At 38.3% G+C, this 14090-nt stretch carries 16 protein-coding genes; 11 read left to right on the plus strand and 5 right to left on the minus strand.

Translation table 11 applies throughout. The features are described 5' to 3' along the window. Window positions 1-17: 17 nt before the first annotated feature. Entirely contained in the window at window positions 18-758 is a 741-nt protein-coding gene (locus tag AC04QZ_RS01860; protein WP_086545959.1) for a LytR/AlgR family response regulator transcription factor, read from the minus strand. A 288-nt stretch (window positions 759-1046) separates the two neighbouring features. Here AC04QZ_RS01860 and AC04QZ_RS01865 point away from each other — a divergent pair, with 288 nt between their 5' ends. From AC04QZ_RS01865 to idi, 4 genes are all read left to right on the plus strand, one after another. After that, window positions 1047-1322 carry a hypothetical protein gene (locus AC04QZ_RS01865; RefSeq protein WP_086545960.1) on the plus strand — a complete coding sequence of 92 codons (276 nt, stop codon included), beginning with the start codon at window positions 1047-1049 and terminating at the stop codon, window positions 1320-1322. 176 nt (window positions 1323-1498) lie between these two features. Continuing rightward, window positions 1499-2404, plus strand: coding sequence for a MerR family transcriptional regulator (locus tag AC04QZ_RS01870; RefSeq protein WP_478356343.1), 906 nt, complete (start codon window positions 1499-1501; stop codon window positions 2402-2404). Further along, complete coding sequence (locus AC04QZ_RS01875) at window positions 2388-3224, plus strand: phytoene/squalene synthase family protein (protein ID WP_478356344.1); 837 nt, start codon at window positions 2388-2390, stop codon at window positions 3222-3224. The genes AC04QZ_RS01870 and AC04QZ_RS01875 overlap by 17 nt, the downstream gene beginning before the upstream one ends. Next, window positions 3225-3767 carry an isopentenyl-diphosphate Delta-isomerase gene (gene idi, locus AC04QZ_RS01880; RefSeq protein ID WP_478356345.1) on the plus strand — a complete coding sequence of 181 codons (543 nt, stop codon included), beginning with the start codon at window positions 3225-3227 and terminating at the stop codon, window positions 3765-3767. A 294-nt stretch (window positions 3768-4061) separates the two neighbouring features. Here idi and AC04QZ_RS01885 read toward each other — a convergent pair whose 3' ends face one another. Together AC04QZ_RS01885 and AC04QZ_RS01890 are read right to left on the minus strand one after the other, a co-directional pair. Next, complete coding sequence (locus AC04QZ_RS01885) at window positions 4062-4265, minus strand: KTSC domain-containing protein (protein ID WP_086545964.1); 204 nt, start codon at window positions 4263-4265, stop codon at window positions 4062-4064. A gap of 44 nt (window positions 4266-4309) precedes the next feature. Continuing rightward, entirely contained in the window at window positions 4310-4690 is a 381-nt protein-coding gene (locus AC04QZ_RS01890; RefSeq protein ID WP_086545965.1) for a hypothetical protein, read from the minus strand. A gap of 108 nt (window positions 4691-4798) precedes the next feature. On the opposite strand from AC04QZ_RS01890, the gene AC04QZ_RS01895 reads away from it, so the two are divergent. The 5 genes from AC04QZ_RS01895 to AC04QZ_RS01915 all read left to right on the plus strand — a co-directional run bounded on the left by AC04QZ_RS01895 (window position 4799) and on the right by AC04QZ_RS01915 (window position 9123). Next, complete coding sequence (locus tag AC04QZ_RS01895; protein ID WP_057934571.1) at window positions 4799-4987, plus strand: hypothetical protein; 189 nt, start codon at window positions 4799-4801, stop codon at window positions 4985-4987. Window positions 4988-5391: 404 nt separating this feature from the next. Continuing rightward, window positions 5392-6183 (plus strand): HipA family kinase, encoded by a 792-nt coding sequence (locus AC04QZ_RS01900; RefSeq protein ID WP_086549298.1) that lies wholly within the window; start codon window positions 5392-5394, stop codon window positions 6181-6183. Beyond that, complete coding sequence (locus AC04QZ_RS01905; protein ID WP_478356346.1) at window positions 6161-6544, plus strand: DUF3037 domain-containing protein; 384 nt, start codon at window positions 6161-6163, stop codon at window positions 6542-6544. Before AC04QZ_RS01900 ends, AC04QZ_RS01905 begins: the two co-directional genes overlap by 23 nt. A 108-nt stretch (window positions 6545-6652) precedes the next feature. Beyond that, window positions 6653-8566, plus strand: a complete 1914-nt coding sequence (locus AC04QZ_RS01910; RefSeq protein WP_478356347.1) for an AAA domain-containing protein — start codon at window positions 6653-6655, stop codon at window positions 8564-8566. Window positions 8567-8745: 179 nt separating this feature from the next. Further along, window positions 8746-9123, plus strand: a complete 378-nt coding sequence (locus AC04QZ_RS01915; protein WP_086545969.1) for a response regulator — start codon at window positions 8746-8748, stop codon at window positions 9121-9123. Here AC04QZ_RS01915 and AC04QZ_RS01920 read toward each other — a convergent pair. After that, on the minus strand, window positions 9120-10973 hold the full coding sequence (locus AC04QZ_RS01920; RefSeq protein ID WP_478356348.1) for a DNA topoisomerase 3: 1854 nt from the start codon (window positions 10971-10973) through the stop codon (window positions 9120-9122). The two genes, AC04QZ_RS01915 and AC04QZ_RS01920, sit on opposite strands and share 4 nt — an antisense overlap. Window positions 10974-11176: 203 nt before the next feature. Between AC04QZ_RS01920 and AC04QZ_RS01925 the strand changes: the two genes are divergently transcribed. Beyond that, complete coding sequence (locus AC04QZ_RS01925) at window positions 11177-11620, plus strand: hypothetical protein (RefSeq protein ID WP_478356349.1); 444 nt, start codon at window positions 11177-11179, stop codon at window positions 11618-11620. On the opposite strand, the gene AC04QZ_RS01930 is transcribed toward AC04QZ_RS01925, so the two are convergent. Continuing rightward, a complete protein-coding gene (locus AC04QZ_RS01930; protein ID WP_478356350.1) occupies window positions 11617-12402 on the minus strand; it encodes a murein L,D-transpeptidase catalytic domain family protein in 786 nt (261 codons plus the stop codon). The genes AC04QZ_RS01925 and AC04QZ_RS01930 overlap by 4 nt on opposite strands. 215 nt (window positions 12403-12617) lie before the next feature. On the opposite strand from AC04QZ_RS01930, the gene AC04QZ_RS01935 reads away from it, so the two are divergent. After that, a complete protein-coding gene (locus tag AC04QZ_RS01935) occupies window positions 12618-14066 on the plus strand; it encodes an SDR family oxidoreductase (RefSeq protein ID WP_478356351.1) in 1449 nt (482 codons plus the stop codon). Window positions 14067-14090 lie beyond the last annotated feature (24 nt).

Consider the following 14090-nt stretch of genomic DNA (forward strand, 5'->3'; position numbering starts at 1 on the left):
AATACTAAAAAATTAGTTTACGATCGGTTAGTTTTAATCGTTTTCTCTTTGATGTAGTCCTGTATGCTCTCACGGTAACTATTTCCAATGTTGATGGTGAGGTCGTTAATCATTTTTAAGGTATGACCTTCTACTTTCTCAATGTAGTTTTTAGCGATAATAAACGAGCGGTGTGCCTGGGCAAAATTCTGATAATCTTTTAAAATGATTTTTATCTCTGATAATGCAATGTAGGATACAATCGTTTCGTTTAAGGTAAAAATCCGGACATAGTTTTGCAGACTTTCTATCGCCACGATATCGGTATACCTTACCTTAATCAAATTGTTCTTTTCATTTTTATTCCTTACAAAGAAATAGTCATCCTCTTGCTTAATATTAACATTTGGTAAACTGGGACTGAGGGGAAATAACCTGTTGATGGTTTCCGCAAAACGGGCAAAGGTATAGGGTTTTAATAAATAAGCGCTTGCATTCATTTCAAAAGCTTCATAAGCATATTTGGAATGCGAGGTAGTAAATATTAATTTATCTGTTTTATGTCTGATGGCTTTTGATAATTCTAATCCCGAAATCATAGGCATATCAACATCTATAAAAACAATGTCAACACGATCTCCTGCCGTAATTTCATTTAATGCCTGTAACGGATCTGTATACGATTTTATTAAATGAATATTTGTGAGATTATTGATGTATGATTTTATACCGTTGACGGCGTGAATGTCGTCATCAATTACGATACATGTTAATTTCATTAGGTGTGTTTTAAGGTTAAGCGAAATTATAGCTTGCGTTTTAAATAAAGAAATTATTTTGGACCTGTAATCATGTTTAGTTGGTTTTTGTAGTAAATATGATACGTATATGTTTTTTCCTGCAAGAATTAAAGTCTATAAAATCCCATGACGGCACTTTTTATAAAATGAATAAAACAAATTGATTTAATTGCTTGTATAACAATATATTGTATTTTGAAACGTAGTTATTAATGGATATATTTATTAACCAAAATAATCATCCCTAATTATCTAAAACAATATCCCATGAAAAATAGAATTCGCACCACCAATAGATTAAACGTGTCTATAACTAAAAAGGTTATTGAGCTGCAGGAGCAGGGTTACGACTGCGATTTTCTGCTGCTGGCCAACGGCAGTTTGCAATGCATGCAAACTAACTTAAATTACCCGCTAAGTACGGTGGCGATTAAACAAAGGGAGCATGGTTACGATTTCTTCAGCCATTCGTACAAACACGTACATACCATAGAAACAGGTAACGGGGAAAGGGGAGTATTACTTACCGAAAAAGCATTTTAACTGATTGCTTTATGCGGCTGATCTATAATTAAATTTACCAGGTTTAATAGTAAGTATTTTTTGATCTATGCGCAATTCCAATAGGAATAGCAGGCAATGCATTTAGGGTATTTAGTGAAAAAAACTTTTTCATTTTCTTTTTGTTTAGATTTTATTGAATATATTTAAACAAAATAATGAATTACTCCATTTCAGATCTTGAACAGCTTTCGGGCATTCATTCTCATACCATCAGGATCTGGGAGCAACGATACAATGCGCTGAGTCCGATGCGATCTCAGGGCAATACACGTTTTTATGATGATAAACAGCTCAGAAAGCTATTAAACATCGTTAGTTTAAATAAAAGCGGCTTAAAAATTTCTAAAATCTGCAGTCTCTCTGATGCGGAGATGGATCAACTTATCGATCAACAGTTTTCCTATTCAGCTGATGATGAGCAGGCCGATCATTATGTTTCTCAGCTGATCAGTCATGGTTTAGCCTTTGATGAGCGCGCCTTTAATCAATTAATAGATCAAGGCATTGATCAGTTAGGACTTTCAGGCTGCTACCGGAAAATTATGTATCCATTGCTGGTGCGGTTGGGATTAATGTGGCAAAAAGATGATATTTGCCCTGCTCACGAGCATTTTTTATCCAATATTATCCGTCAAAAAATATTTAGCCATATCAATAATCTTCCCTTAACAAGGCATTCCGGTGAAAGCTGGCTTCTTTTTTTACCGGAAGACGAAGATCATGATATCGGGCTGCTTTTTGCCAGTTATATGCTGAGGCTGCATCACCATCAGGTTATTTTTTTAGGTAGTAAAGTTCCGTTGGATTCGATCAAGCGCGTATTTTCTACCTTAAATGTAGGTCATGTGTTGCTTTTTATGATAAAATCCAGATTAGCGCCTGCGGCTCAAAAATATATAGATCAATTGTCTGAAATATGCTTATCCACTAAAATCCATCTTGCAGGAAACAGTCAGGTTATCGGTAAACTCAAGAATATCGATCACATCAACTGGTTTAAAACACTCGATGAATTTGAAAAAACAATACAATATCCCGTTTTACATGAAAGAAATTTTTGATCAACTATCTGCCGATTGTAGCCGGCTTACCACTAAGTTATATAGTACCAGTTTTTCTTATGGTATTTATTTTCTAGGTAAAGAACTGCGCCAACCCATACACGCTATTTACGGGTTTGTACGTTTAGCTGATGAAATTGTAGATAGTTTCCATCATTATGACAAGAAATTTTTATTAGATAAATTTAAACTCGATACTTTCGAAGCCCTCAACCTGGGCATTAGTTTAAACCCCATCTTAAATTCATTTCAAAAGGTTGTCAATCAATACCAGATAGATCAGGAACTGATTGTTCTTTTTCTTAAGAGTATGGAGATGGATCTTTCGACACTAAAATATACTCCTGATCTTTACAACGAATATATCCTCGGCTCTGCAGAAGTGGTAGGCTTGATGTGTTTAAAGGTTTTTACCCATGGTAGCAGTGCAGATTACGAACAGTTGAAACCTTATGCCATGAAATTGGGTTCCGCATTCCAAAAGGTTAATTTTTTGAGGGATGTTAAGGCTGATCATCAAACACTTAGCCGGAATTATTTCCCTAACGTTAATTTAGCCCTTTTCTGTGATCATCAAAAAAAACAAATTGAAGAAGAAATTGAAGCAGAATTTGCAATTGCGTTAACCGGTATTAAGCTGTTGCCCACAGCTTCCAGAAATGGCGTATATTTGTCCTATATCTATTACAAAAAATTATTCGCGAAGATAAAGCGTTTAAGTGCTGAAAAAATTATGACTGAAAGGATCAGGATTTCGAACACACATAAAGTTGGTTTGATGTTTGATTCGATTATTCGTAATAAGTTAAATGTAATTTAAATGGAAGAGCAAGTTATTCTGGTTGATGAGGAGGATGTGCCGAAAGGGCAGATGGATAAAATGGAAGCACACGAAAAAGGCATATTACACCGTGCCTTTTCTGTTTTTATTTTTAATTCTAAACGCGAACTGTTGCTGCAACAAAGGGCAATGAGTAAATACCATTCTGCAGGTTTATGGACGAATACCTGCTGCAGCCATCCGCGGATTGGAGAAAGTAATATCCATGCAGCAAGAAGAAGGTTGATGGAAGAAATGGGAATGGATTGCGAATTGAATTACCTGTTTAAATTTACCTACAAGGCCCTATTTGAAGATGGCTTAACGGAACATGAGGTAGACCATGTTTTTTTTGGCATGAGTGATGAATTGCCAGTGATAAACCGCGATGAAGTAGAAACTTTTAAGTATATGGATTTAGAGGCTTTGGCACAAGATATTGCCGTTAATCCGGGCGCTTACACGCCATGGTTAAGGATCTGTTTAGATAAAGTGGTCACACACGCATCAACGGCTAAAACAAAAAACGGGCATACAGCCTAAGCCATATACCCGTATCTAAATTAACGCTCTCGAGGACAAATATAGGACTAGTTTGCAAAATTCCTAAACGTTTAACATTTCTTTTACTTTAAGATTATAGTTCGCAGTTTGGATTGGTGTCGGCCTGTAAATTAAGGCATTAATATCTAGCTATTTATAAGTTTGGACGAAATAAATGCCGGAAAATATTTTTTTTCTCTAAGTCAATTTGTTTTTGATATTTCATCTGGTTGTATTTTGTCGACCTGTTTTAAGCGCCTCTTTTTTTATCGTTCTGGCCATATCGCTGTGATATTATTCTTCCCCGAGTTTCTGAAATTCAAATTTATCTTTAATGTGCCTGTTAAAATATCTCCCTTTCGATCCCGAAGCCTTTAACATTTTATAAACGCGTTCAGGAACATTTTGATACAGATAAATCATATCGGTTACAAAGAGGATTTTCAATGTTGCTGTAGCCGCATCATAACTAAAATATTTGATCACTGACGATGGCATAATATCAGGTTATACCTTAAAAACAGCTACACTTACAAATGGTTTCACTCATTTTTGAGTGCTGATTCTTCTTTCTGAACTTTAATCTTTTCCTTTTTCAGATCGATACGGATGAGGTTGTACAGGCTCATATAAACGTTTGCAACCCATACTATCGAAAAGAAGGAAATAATGTAACCCCGCCAATCAGGATAAATTAAAGTGAATTTTGTAATCAAAAGCAGGATTATGGTTACATAATGACTAAAACAGTATTCACATGTAAATACATAAAAAAACTTTCTTTTCGCCAGTTGGTTGCAGTTTTTAGAGCGGTTTACACAGAATTCACGCGCCTCTTTAAAAATTTCTTCCTTGGTAACTGTCCAGGCTATGCAAGCTACTGGTATGGCCATAATAAAGAGGTAATAGATATGTGTTTCCATAATAATCAAATCGGGGTATAAATACAACCTTAAACCCTTGAAAATGTTTACCTAAGCGATAAACATTTTGATTATATTTATGTTAATCATTATCTAATTATTTATTTTATGGAAAGATCAGAAATCATATCTCTACTTGAGGTAATCAATCAACAGGTGAGTTCTTCGGTTTTAGGTGGGATGGAAGAAGAGTACGAAGAATTAGAAAGCATGGGGCTGATTAAAATTAACCGTGAATCGGTACAATGGTCATCGGCTATGACGCCCGCCGGAAATGCTTATCTGGGGCACGATTAGTTAGGTTAAAAAATGCATTAACATAATGCCATTTCTGTAATCGTTGATCGGCTATGGAATATAGACTTCTGACGATGATTCGGAAAACAGGTTCCGGTTATTATCGGTTCAGGAAGTTCTGCACTTCACTTTATGCTAAAGAAAATTCGGGATGATCAGGTTATTCAATCTGAGGTAGTGCTGCTATTTGAGGTTTAATAGGGAGTGCATTTATGCGAGAGATTTTCCGTGCGCGCTGTGCTTCCATGGCAAAATAAAAACAGCTAGCGGAGACACTAACGTGTTGACCTCCATTAGAATCTTTACGACTAAACTTTGACCAACTTATTGTTGGAATTCTGCTAAATTTGCAGCAAGTTTAGAATTGTGCCTAAATAAAATAAACGGCCCTTCTATCTGCAGATATGAACGATTTACAACTTAGAACGGTAAATGTAACCAGATATGTTACGCCTTTACGCGAGGGTGGCTCTATGCCCGCCATTGCTGAAGCTGACGATAACTTTTTATATGTACTGAAATTTAGAGGTGCAGGACAAGGTACCCGTGCTTTAATTGCTGAGCTCATTGGTGGTGAAATAGCCCGCTATTTGGGTTTACGTGTACCTGAATTGGTTTTTGCCAATTTAGATGAAGCTTTTGGAAGAACAGAACCCGATGAAGAAATCCAGGATTTGCTAAAAGCCAGTGTGGGCTTAAACTTGGCCTTACACTATTTATCTGGTGCGATAACATTCGATCCAACCGTAACTACAGTTGATGCTAAACTAGCCTCGCAAATTGTATGGCTTGATTGTTTTTTAACCAACATGGACCGTACCTGCAGAAATACCAATATGTTGCTGTGGCATAAGGAACTTTGGTTAATCGATCATGGTGCTGCCTTATATTTTCATCATTCATGGCAAAATTGGGAAGAACAGGCCATTAAACCATTCTTTTTGGTCAAAGACCATGTCTTATTACCATGGGCCACTGAACTGGAGCTTGTAAATGAAGCGTTTACTAAACTACTTAGTCCCGAAAAGATAAAAGCGGTAATTGATTTAATTCCCGACGACTGGCTGGAAGGTGAAACGAATTTCGAAAGTAAAGCAGCGCACCGCAATGCCTATACGCATTTCCTTACGACCAGATTATCTCATTCAACTATATTTTTAAAAGAAGCACAGCATGCAAGGGAAATTCTTATTTGAGTACGCTGTGATTCGCGTAATGCCCAGGGTAGAACGGGAAGAATTTATTAATGTGGGTATTATTTTGTTTTGTGCCAGGCAAAAATTTTTAAAGAGCATTTTTGCACTGGATGAGAAAAGAATAATGGCTTTTTCTGCTGATGTAGATTTAGAAGAGCTGAAAGAGAACTTGTGCGCTTTTGAAAGAATAAGTACAGCAGCAAAAGGATCAGGTCCCATTGGTTTATACGATCAGGCCTCTCGTTTCAGGTGGCTTACCGCAACCAGAAGTACGGTAGTGCAATGCTCGAAAGTGCACCCTGGCTTTTGTGATGATGCCGAAGCGACTTTGTTAAGGTTGCATCAGGAGCTGGTTTTATAGCGCGATACGCGTGGCGTTAAGCGTTTGATTTACTCAATAGAAGAGTCAATCAATTTAACTTCCAGCAATTAACCGATTAACCAATTTAAACAATTAACCCATCTAGCCTTGCCAAAAGAATATTTCAAAAAACTTCAGGATTTGCTCGATACCGAGCGCAATGAAGATTTACAATCGTATTTAAAACTTACTGAAAATACTTCGGCAGTCGATAGGAGGGCCCTGGGTTTAACCTGGTACCCCATTGCCATCAGGAATACCGAAATAGGTCGTGGTGATTACTTAACCGTAGAGCTGGAAAGAACTACGCATCAGGATTTTTCTCATCAGTTCCGTTTTGGTTCTGCTGTGGTATTGTTTTCCAATCACGATGCCAAAGAAGACCGTTTAGAAGGGATTATTACGCATCAAAGCGGTAGCCGGATGAAAATCAGTTTCCGGGTGGATGAATTGCCAGACTGGACAAGAGATGGCAAACTCGGTGTAGACTTACTTTTTGATAATAATAGTTACGATGAAATGCAGAGTGCGCTTAAACAGGCTACGCATTTAGCAGAAAATGAATCAGAAAATAAACTGATCCGTATTTTAACGAAAGGAGAAAAACCATCATTTCAGGGAGAAGAGAAATTTATTATCCCAAATACACTAAACGATTCACAGCAATTAGCGGTCAATAAAATTATTGCAGCCGATCATTTGGCTGTGGTTCATGGTCCGCCGGGTACCGGAAAAACCACAACGCTCGTGCATGCCATAAAATCGTTGGCTAAACACAGCGATCAGAAAATCCTGGTGGTCGCACCAAGTAATACTGCTGTTGATTTACTTACCGAAAAGTTAGCTGCTGAAGGCTTAAAAGTAATCCGTGTGGGTAATCCGGCAAGGGTTTCAGAAAGGTTGCTTGCCGCTACTCTTGATCATCAAATGGCCGATCATCCGGAGATGAAAACAATCAAGGCTTTAAAAAAACAAGCCAGTGAGTATAAAAACATGGCCCATAAATACAAACGCAGTTTTGGTAAAGCAGAACGCGACCAGCGTAAGGCATTGTTTGATGAAGCCCATAAAATTGGAAAAGAAGTAGAAAAAACCGAGCAATACATCATGGATAATCTGTTTACTAAAGCACAGATTATTACGGCCACACTGGTCGGCGCAAACCACTATACCGTTCGGAATTTAAAGTATAATACCATAGTAATTGATGAGGCTGGCCAGGCTTTAGAACCAGCTTGCTGGATACCAATTTTAAAGGCGCAGAAAGTCGTATTGGCTGGCGATCATTTTCAGCTTTCACCAACCATAAAATCAAATGAAGCAGCCAGAAATGGCTTAAGTAATACCTTATTAGAGAAAACGGTAAAGCTTCATCCAGAGTCGGTTGTGTTGTTGAAAGAACAGTACAGGATGAATAAAGATATCATGGGTTATTCTGCTCAGGTTTTTTATCATAATGAATTAAAAGCCCATCACTCTGTAGCCGGTCATTTATTATTTCCCGGCGATCAACCGATTCAGTTTATTGATACGGCAGGTTGTAGTTTCGACGAAAAATTAGATGGAACAAGTACAACCAATCCTGATGAGGCCGCGTTTTTGATCAAACATTTAACCCACCTGGTAGCTAATTTAGCTGCTAATCCTGCCACAGATGGCTTTCCATCCATTGCAATTGTTTCGCCTTATAAACAACAGGTTCAGATTTTAAATGCCCTGGTTCAGGAAAATGAAATTTTAAATCCTTATCGTAATCACATTGCAGTAAATACCATTGATAGCTTTCAGGGGCAGGAGCGTGATGTAGTTTATATTAGTTTAACCAGAAGTAACAGCGATGGAAGCATAGGCTTTTTATCAGATACGAGGAGAATGAATGTTGCCATGACGAGGGCCAGGAAAAAACTCGTAATTATCGGAGATAGTTCAACCTTATCGAAATCTGATTTTTATGCTGACTTTATTCAATACGCAGAACAACTGGATGCCTACCACAGCGCCTGGGAATTTATGGAGCTTTAGCCATAAAACTGTTACTTATGATATTAAAAATAATAAATAAAATTATTATTTTTACATTAATCATCTCACATTAATGGTAAAATTCGGTGTTATTGTCAACCTGGATAGCACTTCTTTAAGAATGTTTAAACCGATAATAGATTAGATGGCTTGGTTTCAAATTTAACTTTACCATTTAGATGATTGAAAATATCAAAATTCTTATTGCCGATGACAGCGAATTGATGAGGCTTTTAATGAGACGTTTTTTTAGCAAATGCCTCATCTCACCCGATATCTCAGAAACCAAAGATTTACCAGATACCATTAATTACCTCAGGAAAGAAGTGATCGATTTTCTCCTGCTGGACATTAATATGCCACAAGGTGATAGCAATCCGGATACCATAAGGGAAATCCTGGCCATCCAGCCGGATATTAAAATCTGTATGTTTAGCGGAAATGACCGAACTACACTGGAGCAGGGGTATTTAGATGCCGGGGCTGTAGGTTTTATCCAAAAAGATGAAAATATGGGCTCCTCACTCGAAAAAGTAATTAAAGGCGTTTATTGCTAAACTTTTTCCAGTTTCTTTTCTTCTTCCAGTTTACCCGAGATACTTGCTCCTGCAATGAGCAGCTCGTGCGTAATGGTTTTGGTATATTCTGTAATTTCTGATTTAAAATCTTTTACCGATGAGCCGGAACGTATTTCCTCCAACCTTTTTTCCCACTGTCCGGTAAGCTCAGCCTGCGCAATCTGTTTATCTTTAACCACTTCATAAACAGCCAGGCCTTTATTGGTTGGTACAAGATTTCTCTTTTCCCTTGTAATATATTCCCGGGTGATTAAGGTTTCGATAATGGATGCACGCGTTGCGGGCGTACCTAAGCCACTATCTTTCATGGCATAGCGTAATTCTTCATCTTCGATCTCTTTGCCGCATGTTTCGAGTGCTTTTAATAGCGAGGCCTCGTTGTACATGGGCTTAGGTTTGGTCTGCTTTTCTAAAAGAGATTTTTCAGTTATAGCCAATTGTTCTCCAACGGCAACCTTCGGTAAGGCTGCGTTGTCTTCATCCTTTTTATCGTCTTCGGGGTCGTTAAATACCGCCCGCCAGCCCGCAGAGCGGATGACCGTTCCATTGGCTACAAAAGTAACGCCTGATTGAATGGTTATTTTGGTTAATTCTTTAAGGCATTCCTGGTGAAAAGCCTCAATCATACGACCAACAACCATATCGTACACCGCTTGTTTATCTGCACTTAGTCCATAAGCCTGTTCTCCGGTAGGTAAAACAGCGTGGTGATCGGTCACTTTTTTTGCATTAACACTTCGCTTATTTAAAGTAATGCTTTGCAGAAATTGTGCTTGTTTTCCAAAATCGGGATGATCGGTAAATTTCGCAATCAAATCTGGAACGCCGGCAAAAACATCATCGCCAATATAACGCGATCCGGTACGGGGATAAGAAACCAGTTTACTCTCGTACAGGTTTTGCAAAATATTAAGTGTTTGATCGGCAGTATAGCCCTTTTTCTTATTGGCTTCCTGTTGCAAACTGCTTAAATCGTGCAATAGTGGAGGTGGTTCTTTTCTCGGTTTAGCTTCTACAGCGGTAATGTTACCACCTGTTGGAAAACCAGAAGCCACATCCTCTACAAGTGCAAACAACTTTTCTACTTCTTCCTTTTCTTTGTAATTCGAAGTGGAAATGGCCTTAAAAACCTGCTCATCTTTAGAAAGTAAAATACTGATCTGATAATAGGTTTGCGGTACGAAGTTTTTGATTTCTAAAAAACGGGCGCAGATCATGGCCAGGGTGGGCGTTTGTACCCGTCCCAACGAAAGCACTGTTCTGTTGCCTGCTGAAATGCTGAGTGCCTGTGTTGCATTCATTCCCACCAGCCAATCAGATTCTGAGCGGCAATGAGCCGAATTAAACAAGGTATCGTAATCTGTTCCGGGTTTTAAATTTCTGAATCCATCTTTTATCGCTTCATCAGTTTGCGAAGAGATCCAGAGGCGTTTGAAAGGTTTTTTGCATTTCAGGTAATAATAAATATACCTGAAAATTAATTCACCCTCACGCCCGGCATCCGTTGCCACAATGATTTCGCTCGCCTCATCGAAGAGCTTTTTAATGGTGTCTAATTGTTTCCGAACAGCCGGATCTTCTACAAAACCATCTTTTGTTTTAATCTTCCTGACAGCAAGTTTAAACTTTTGCGGAAGCATGGGTAAATGTTGCTTCCTCCAGCCAATAAAACCATAATCCTGAGGAGGAGCCAATTGTAATAAATGCCCGAATGCCCAGGTAAAAGAATATCCTTTACCTTCAATGTATCCATCTTTTCTGGTGGTTGCTCCGAAAACTTTAGCAAGTTCACGACCAACAGAGGGCTTTTCTGCAATTACAATCTTCATGAATGGGCTTATCTTTTCAAGCCCAAAGATGATTAAAATATCGGCAACAGCTTAAAAAAATTACTCACAATAGTACTTAACACTCGTTTTGGCAAACAATTATCAGATAACTTTGTCCAACATTTGGATCCGGAATTTTTATATCGAATTGATTAACAATCCGGTAATATCTCGATCTAACAGCTACACTTGATTTTTAATGAATGGATAAAGTTTACGAATTAGAAGGGAATAAAATTAAAGTCGGGCTCGAGCCTCAATTAATCCGTGTGTACAGTAATGCAGAACTTTGGGCTTATCTCGATGGAAAAGCAGATGCCAGATTTGAGCTAATGGCCAATACCATTAAAGCCGATTATGAACAGCATTTTGGCAAGAAACTGGCTATCTCTAACGCTTCGCTCATTGTAGAAATCCTCGTACACGTGTACTGCGATTACCTGGGTTTATCCTTCAACCGCATGGTACAAATAAAATGGACCCAGGCTTTGGTTAAAAAACTGCTCAAGCGTGCTGAGGTTGTTGATTGCGGCGAAAAAGGGGTAGACAGTAACCGTTGGGTTTGGGATTTACTCGCCAGTTATAAATCAATTTTTACCAGAATCCTACCTAAAAACCTAAATGCCAAAAATATTAAGCACTATTAATCCATTTGAGCGCTTAAAATCTGTTCCTGATTTAAAACAACACTTGCAGCCAGTGTTTCATTTAAAAATGATGAATTGTATTGCTGGTCTGAATTATTGATAAACAGCACCGTTCGGTCTGAAATGGTGTTAATCACCTGATCGGCCAGCTTAGCCGGAACAGCCGGACAACCCTGGCTTCTGCCCAGTCTACCCAACTGATCAATGCTTTTTTGGCTTACATAACTGGCTCCGTGTACCACGATAGACCTTTCGCGTGCATTACTGTTAAAACCCTGGTCCATACCGTCTAGTTTTAGCGAACGGCCATGTTTTCCATAATAGATTTCGCCAGTTAAATAAAAGCCTAAACTGCTCTGATTGGAATTGATCTGGTTTGAAAAATAGGATGGTTTATCGCCACCACTGTTTTGCCCGTGCGCTACCCAGGTATTTAAGATTAGTTTTTTGCTTGCAAGATCGATAATGTATAAGCGTTTTTTACAGCTTTCCTGATCGAAATCGGCAATGGTTAAAATAGATTTGGCGTGTAATAGACCAGAATATTTTAAATTATAAAATCCGGTCAAGGCCTTTTCGAAAACCTGTTCACTTAATCCGGCAGAATCTAAATGAACCTGGTGATAAATATTCGAGATGTATTGATTGTATAAACTATCTGCAGCGACATGTTTAACTATTTCTTGTTGTGTGTGGGGAAGCTCCACTGCTTTCCAACTTGTTCCGACAATGCTCATACCCACTAAAAAAATCGTAGCAATGTCCAGGATGTATTTCTTCATTCAGTATGGTTTAGTTTGATATTGAGCTATTTATACGGTTGTTTTATTCAAATGTTGCCCTAAATCATTTTGTAGTGTTTAAAATACAATTGGTTTTACATTGTTGTGACTTAAGGAAGGTGGATATAGCTTTTAAGAATGTGAATTTAATTTCTTGGAAATGAATCTTGCTAACAATCGTTTTCATTTAGTGTTATGTAATAAACCTGTACAGCATGAAAATTTTATTAACCGGAGCAAACGGTTATATTGGCACCCGACTACTCCCGCTATTACTAGAAGAAAAGCACGAAATCGTTTGTATGGTTAGGGATAAGCGCAGGTTTATTTCTGAGTCTGATTTAAGTGATCAGGTTAAGATTATCACAGGCGATTTACTCGATGCAGAAAGTTTAAACGAAATTCCGAAAGATATTGATGCCGCATATTACCTGGTTCATTCCATGTCTTCAAGCCAGACCGGTTTTTCAGATATGGAAAAGGCTTCGTCCGAAAACTTTTCAGCGGCCATCAGCAAAACCAATTGCAGGCAGATTATTTATTTAACCGGCATTGCCAATGATGAACATTTATCTAAACACCTGGGGTCGAGGTTAGCGGTGGAAGAAGAACTTAAATCATCGGGTAAAGCCTGTACCATTTTACGGGCAGCCATTATTATTGGATCAGGAAGTGCATCCTTCGAAATTATAAGAGATTTAACTGAAAAAATTCCCTTCATGATTACGCCCAAATGGGTAGAAACACGCTGCCAGCCAATTGGTATTCGCGATGTATTGGCTTATCTGCTTGGTGTTTTACAGCGTGAGCAAGCGTTTAATCAAACATTCGATATTGGTGGTCCTGATGTGCTAACCTATCGCGAAATGCTTTTAGGCTATGCTAAAGAACGCGGATTAAAACGATGGATCATTACGGTTCCGGTACTCACACCCCGATTATCGTCTTTATGGTTGAATATGATTACACCCGTACCTTATTCGTTAGCCCGTAGTTTGGTAGATAGTATGAAAAATGAAGTAATATGTAAAGATCACCGCATTCAGGAAGTTGTACCACGAAAATGTTTAAGTTACTCCGAATCTTTACACTTAGCCTTCGAAAAGATCGATCAGAATTCTATTGTTTCAAGCTGGAAAGATGCCCTGAACCGTGGTTATTTAAATTCGAATTTTATGGATCAGATTAAGGTTCCGCAGAATGGAACCTTAGCGTATAAAGTTAAAATGCCCTTTGAACGCAAGGCGGAAGAAGTTTTTGAAAACATCTGGAGCATTGGTGGCAATAGAGGCTGGTATTTTATGGACTGGCTCTGGCATTTACGCGGCTTTTTAGATAAAATGTTTGGTGGGGTAGGTACCAGAAGAGGAAGAACCAGTAATATTGATCTCCAGGCCGGAGATGTGCTCGATTTCTGGCGTGTATTGCTTGCCGACAGAAAGAGTAAAAGATTGTTATTATATGCCGAGATGAAAGTACCTGGTGAGGCATGGCTCGAACTGAAACTGGTAGAGTTTCATGGAAAAGCATTTTTATCGCAGATCGCTACCTTTAGGCCTAAAGGTTTGTGGGGCAGGATATATTGGTATGCCATGTGGCCATTTCATATTATCCTCTTTAAAGGCATGGCGCGGGAGATTACCACATATAAACCCAATAATTAAATCTATTTCCCTATTTTTGTCACA

It is taken from the genome of Pedobacter folensis (genome assembly GCF_056490665.1).

Coding starts and splice junctions, on each gene's coding strand:
- AC04QZ_RS01860 (WP_086545959.1), bottom strand. CDS start 758: ATGAAATTAACATGTATCGTAATTGATGACGACATTCACGCCGTCAAC.
- AC04QZ_RS01865 (WP_086545960.1), top strand. CDS start 1,047: ATGAAAAATAGAATTCGCACCACCAATAGATTAAACGTGTCTATAACT.
- AC04QZ_RS01870 (WP_478356343.1), top strand. CDS start 1,499: ATGAATTACTCCATTTCAGATCTTGAACAGCTTTCGGGCATTCATTCT.
- AC04QZ_RS01875 (WP_478356344.1), top strand. CDS start 2,388: ATGAAAGAAATTTTTGATCAACTATCTGCCGATTGTAGCCGGCTTACC.
- idi (WP_478356345.1), top strand. CDS start 3,225: ATGGAAGAGCAAGTTATTCTGGTTGATGAGGAGGATGTGCCGAAAGGG.
- AC04QZ_RS01885 (WP_086545964.1), bottom strand. CDS start 4,265: ATGCCATCGTCAGTGATCAAATATTTTAGTTATGATGCGGCTACAGCA.
- AC04QZ_RS01890 (WP_086545965.1), bottom strand. CDS start 4,690: ATGGAAACACATATCTATTACCTCTTTATTATGGCCATACCAGTAGCT.
- AC04QZ_RS01895 (WP_057934571.1), top strand. CDS start 4,799: ATGGAAAGATCAGAAATCATATCTCTACTTGAGGTAATCAATCAACAG.
- AC04QZ_RS01900 (WP_086549298.1), top strand. CDS start 5,392: ATGAACGATTTACAACTTAGAACGGTAAATGTAACCAGATATGTTACG.
- AC04QZ_RS01905 (WP_478356346.1), top strand. CDS start 6,161: ATGCAAGGGAAATTCTTATTTGAGTACGCTGTGATTCGCGTAATGCCC.
- AC04QZ_RS01915 (WP_086545969.1), top strand. CDS start 8,746: ATGATTGAAAATATCAAAATTCTTATTGCCGATGACAGCGAATTGATG.
- AC04QZ_RS01920 (WP_478356348.1), bottom strand. CDS start 10,973: ATGAAGATTGTAATTGCAGAAAAGCCCTCTGTTGGTCGTGAACTTGCT.
- AC04QZ_RS01925 (WP_478356349.1), top strand. CDS start 11,177: ATGGATAAAGTTTACGAATTAGAAGGGAATAAAATTAAAGTCGGGCTC.
- AC04QZ_RS01930 (WP_478356350.1), bottom strand. CDS start 12,402: ATGAAGAAATACATCCTGGACATTGCTACGATTTTTTTAGTGGGTATG.
- AC04QZ_RS01935 (WP_478356351.1), top strand. CDS start 12,618: ATGAAAATTTTATTAACCGGAGCAAACGGTTATATTGGCACCCGACTA.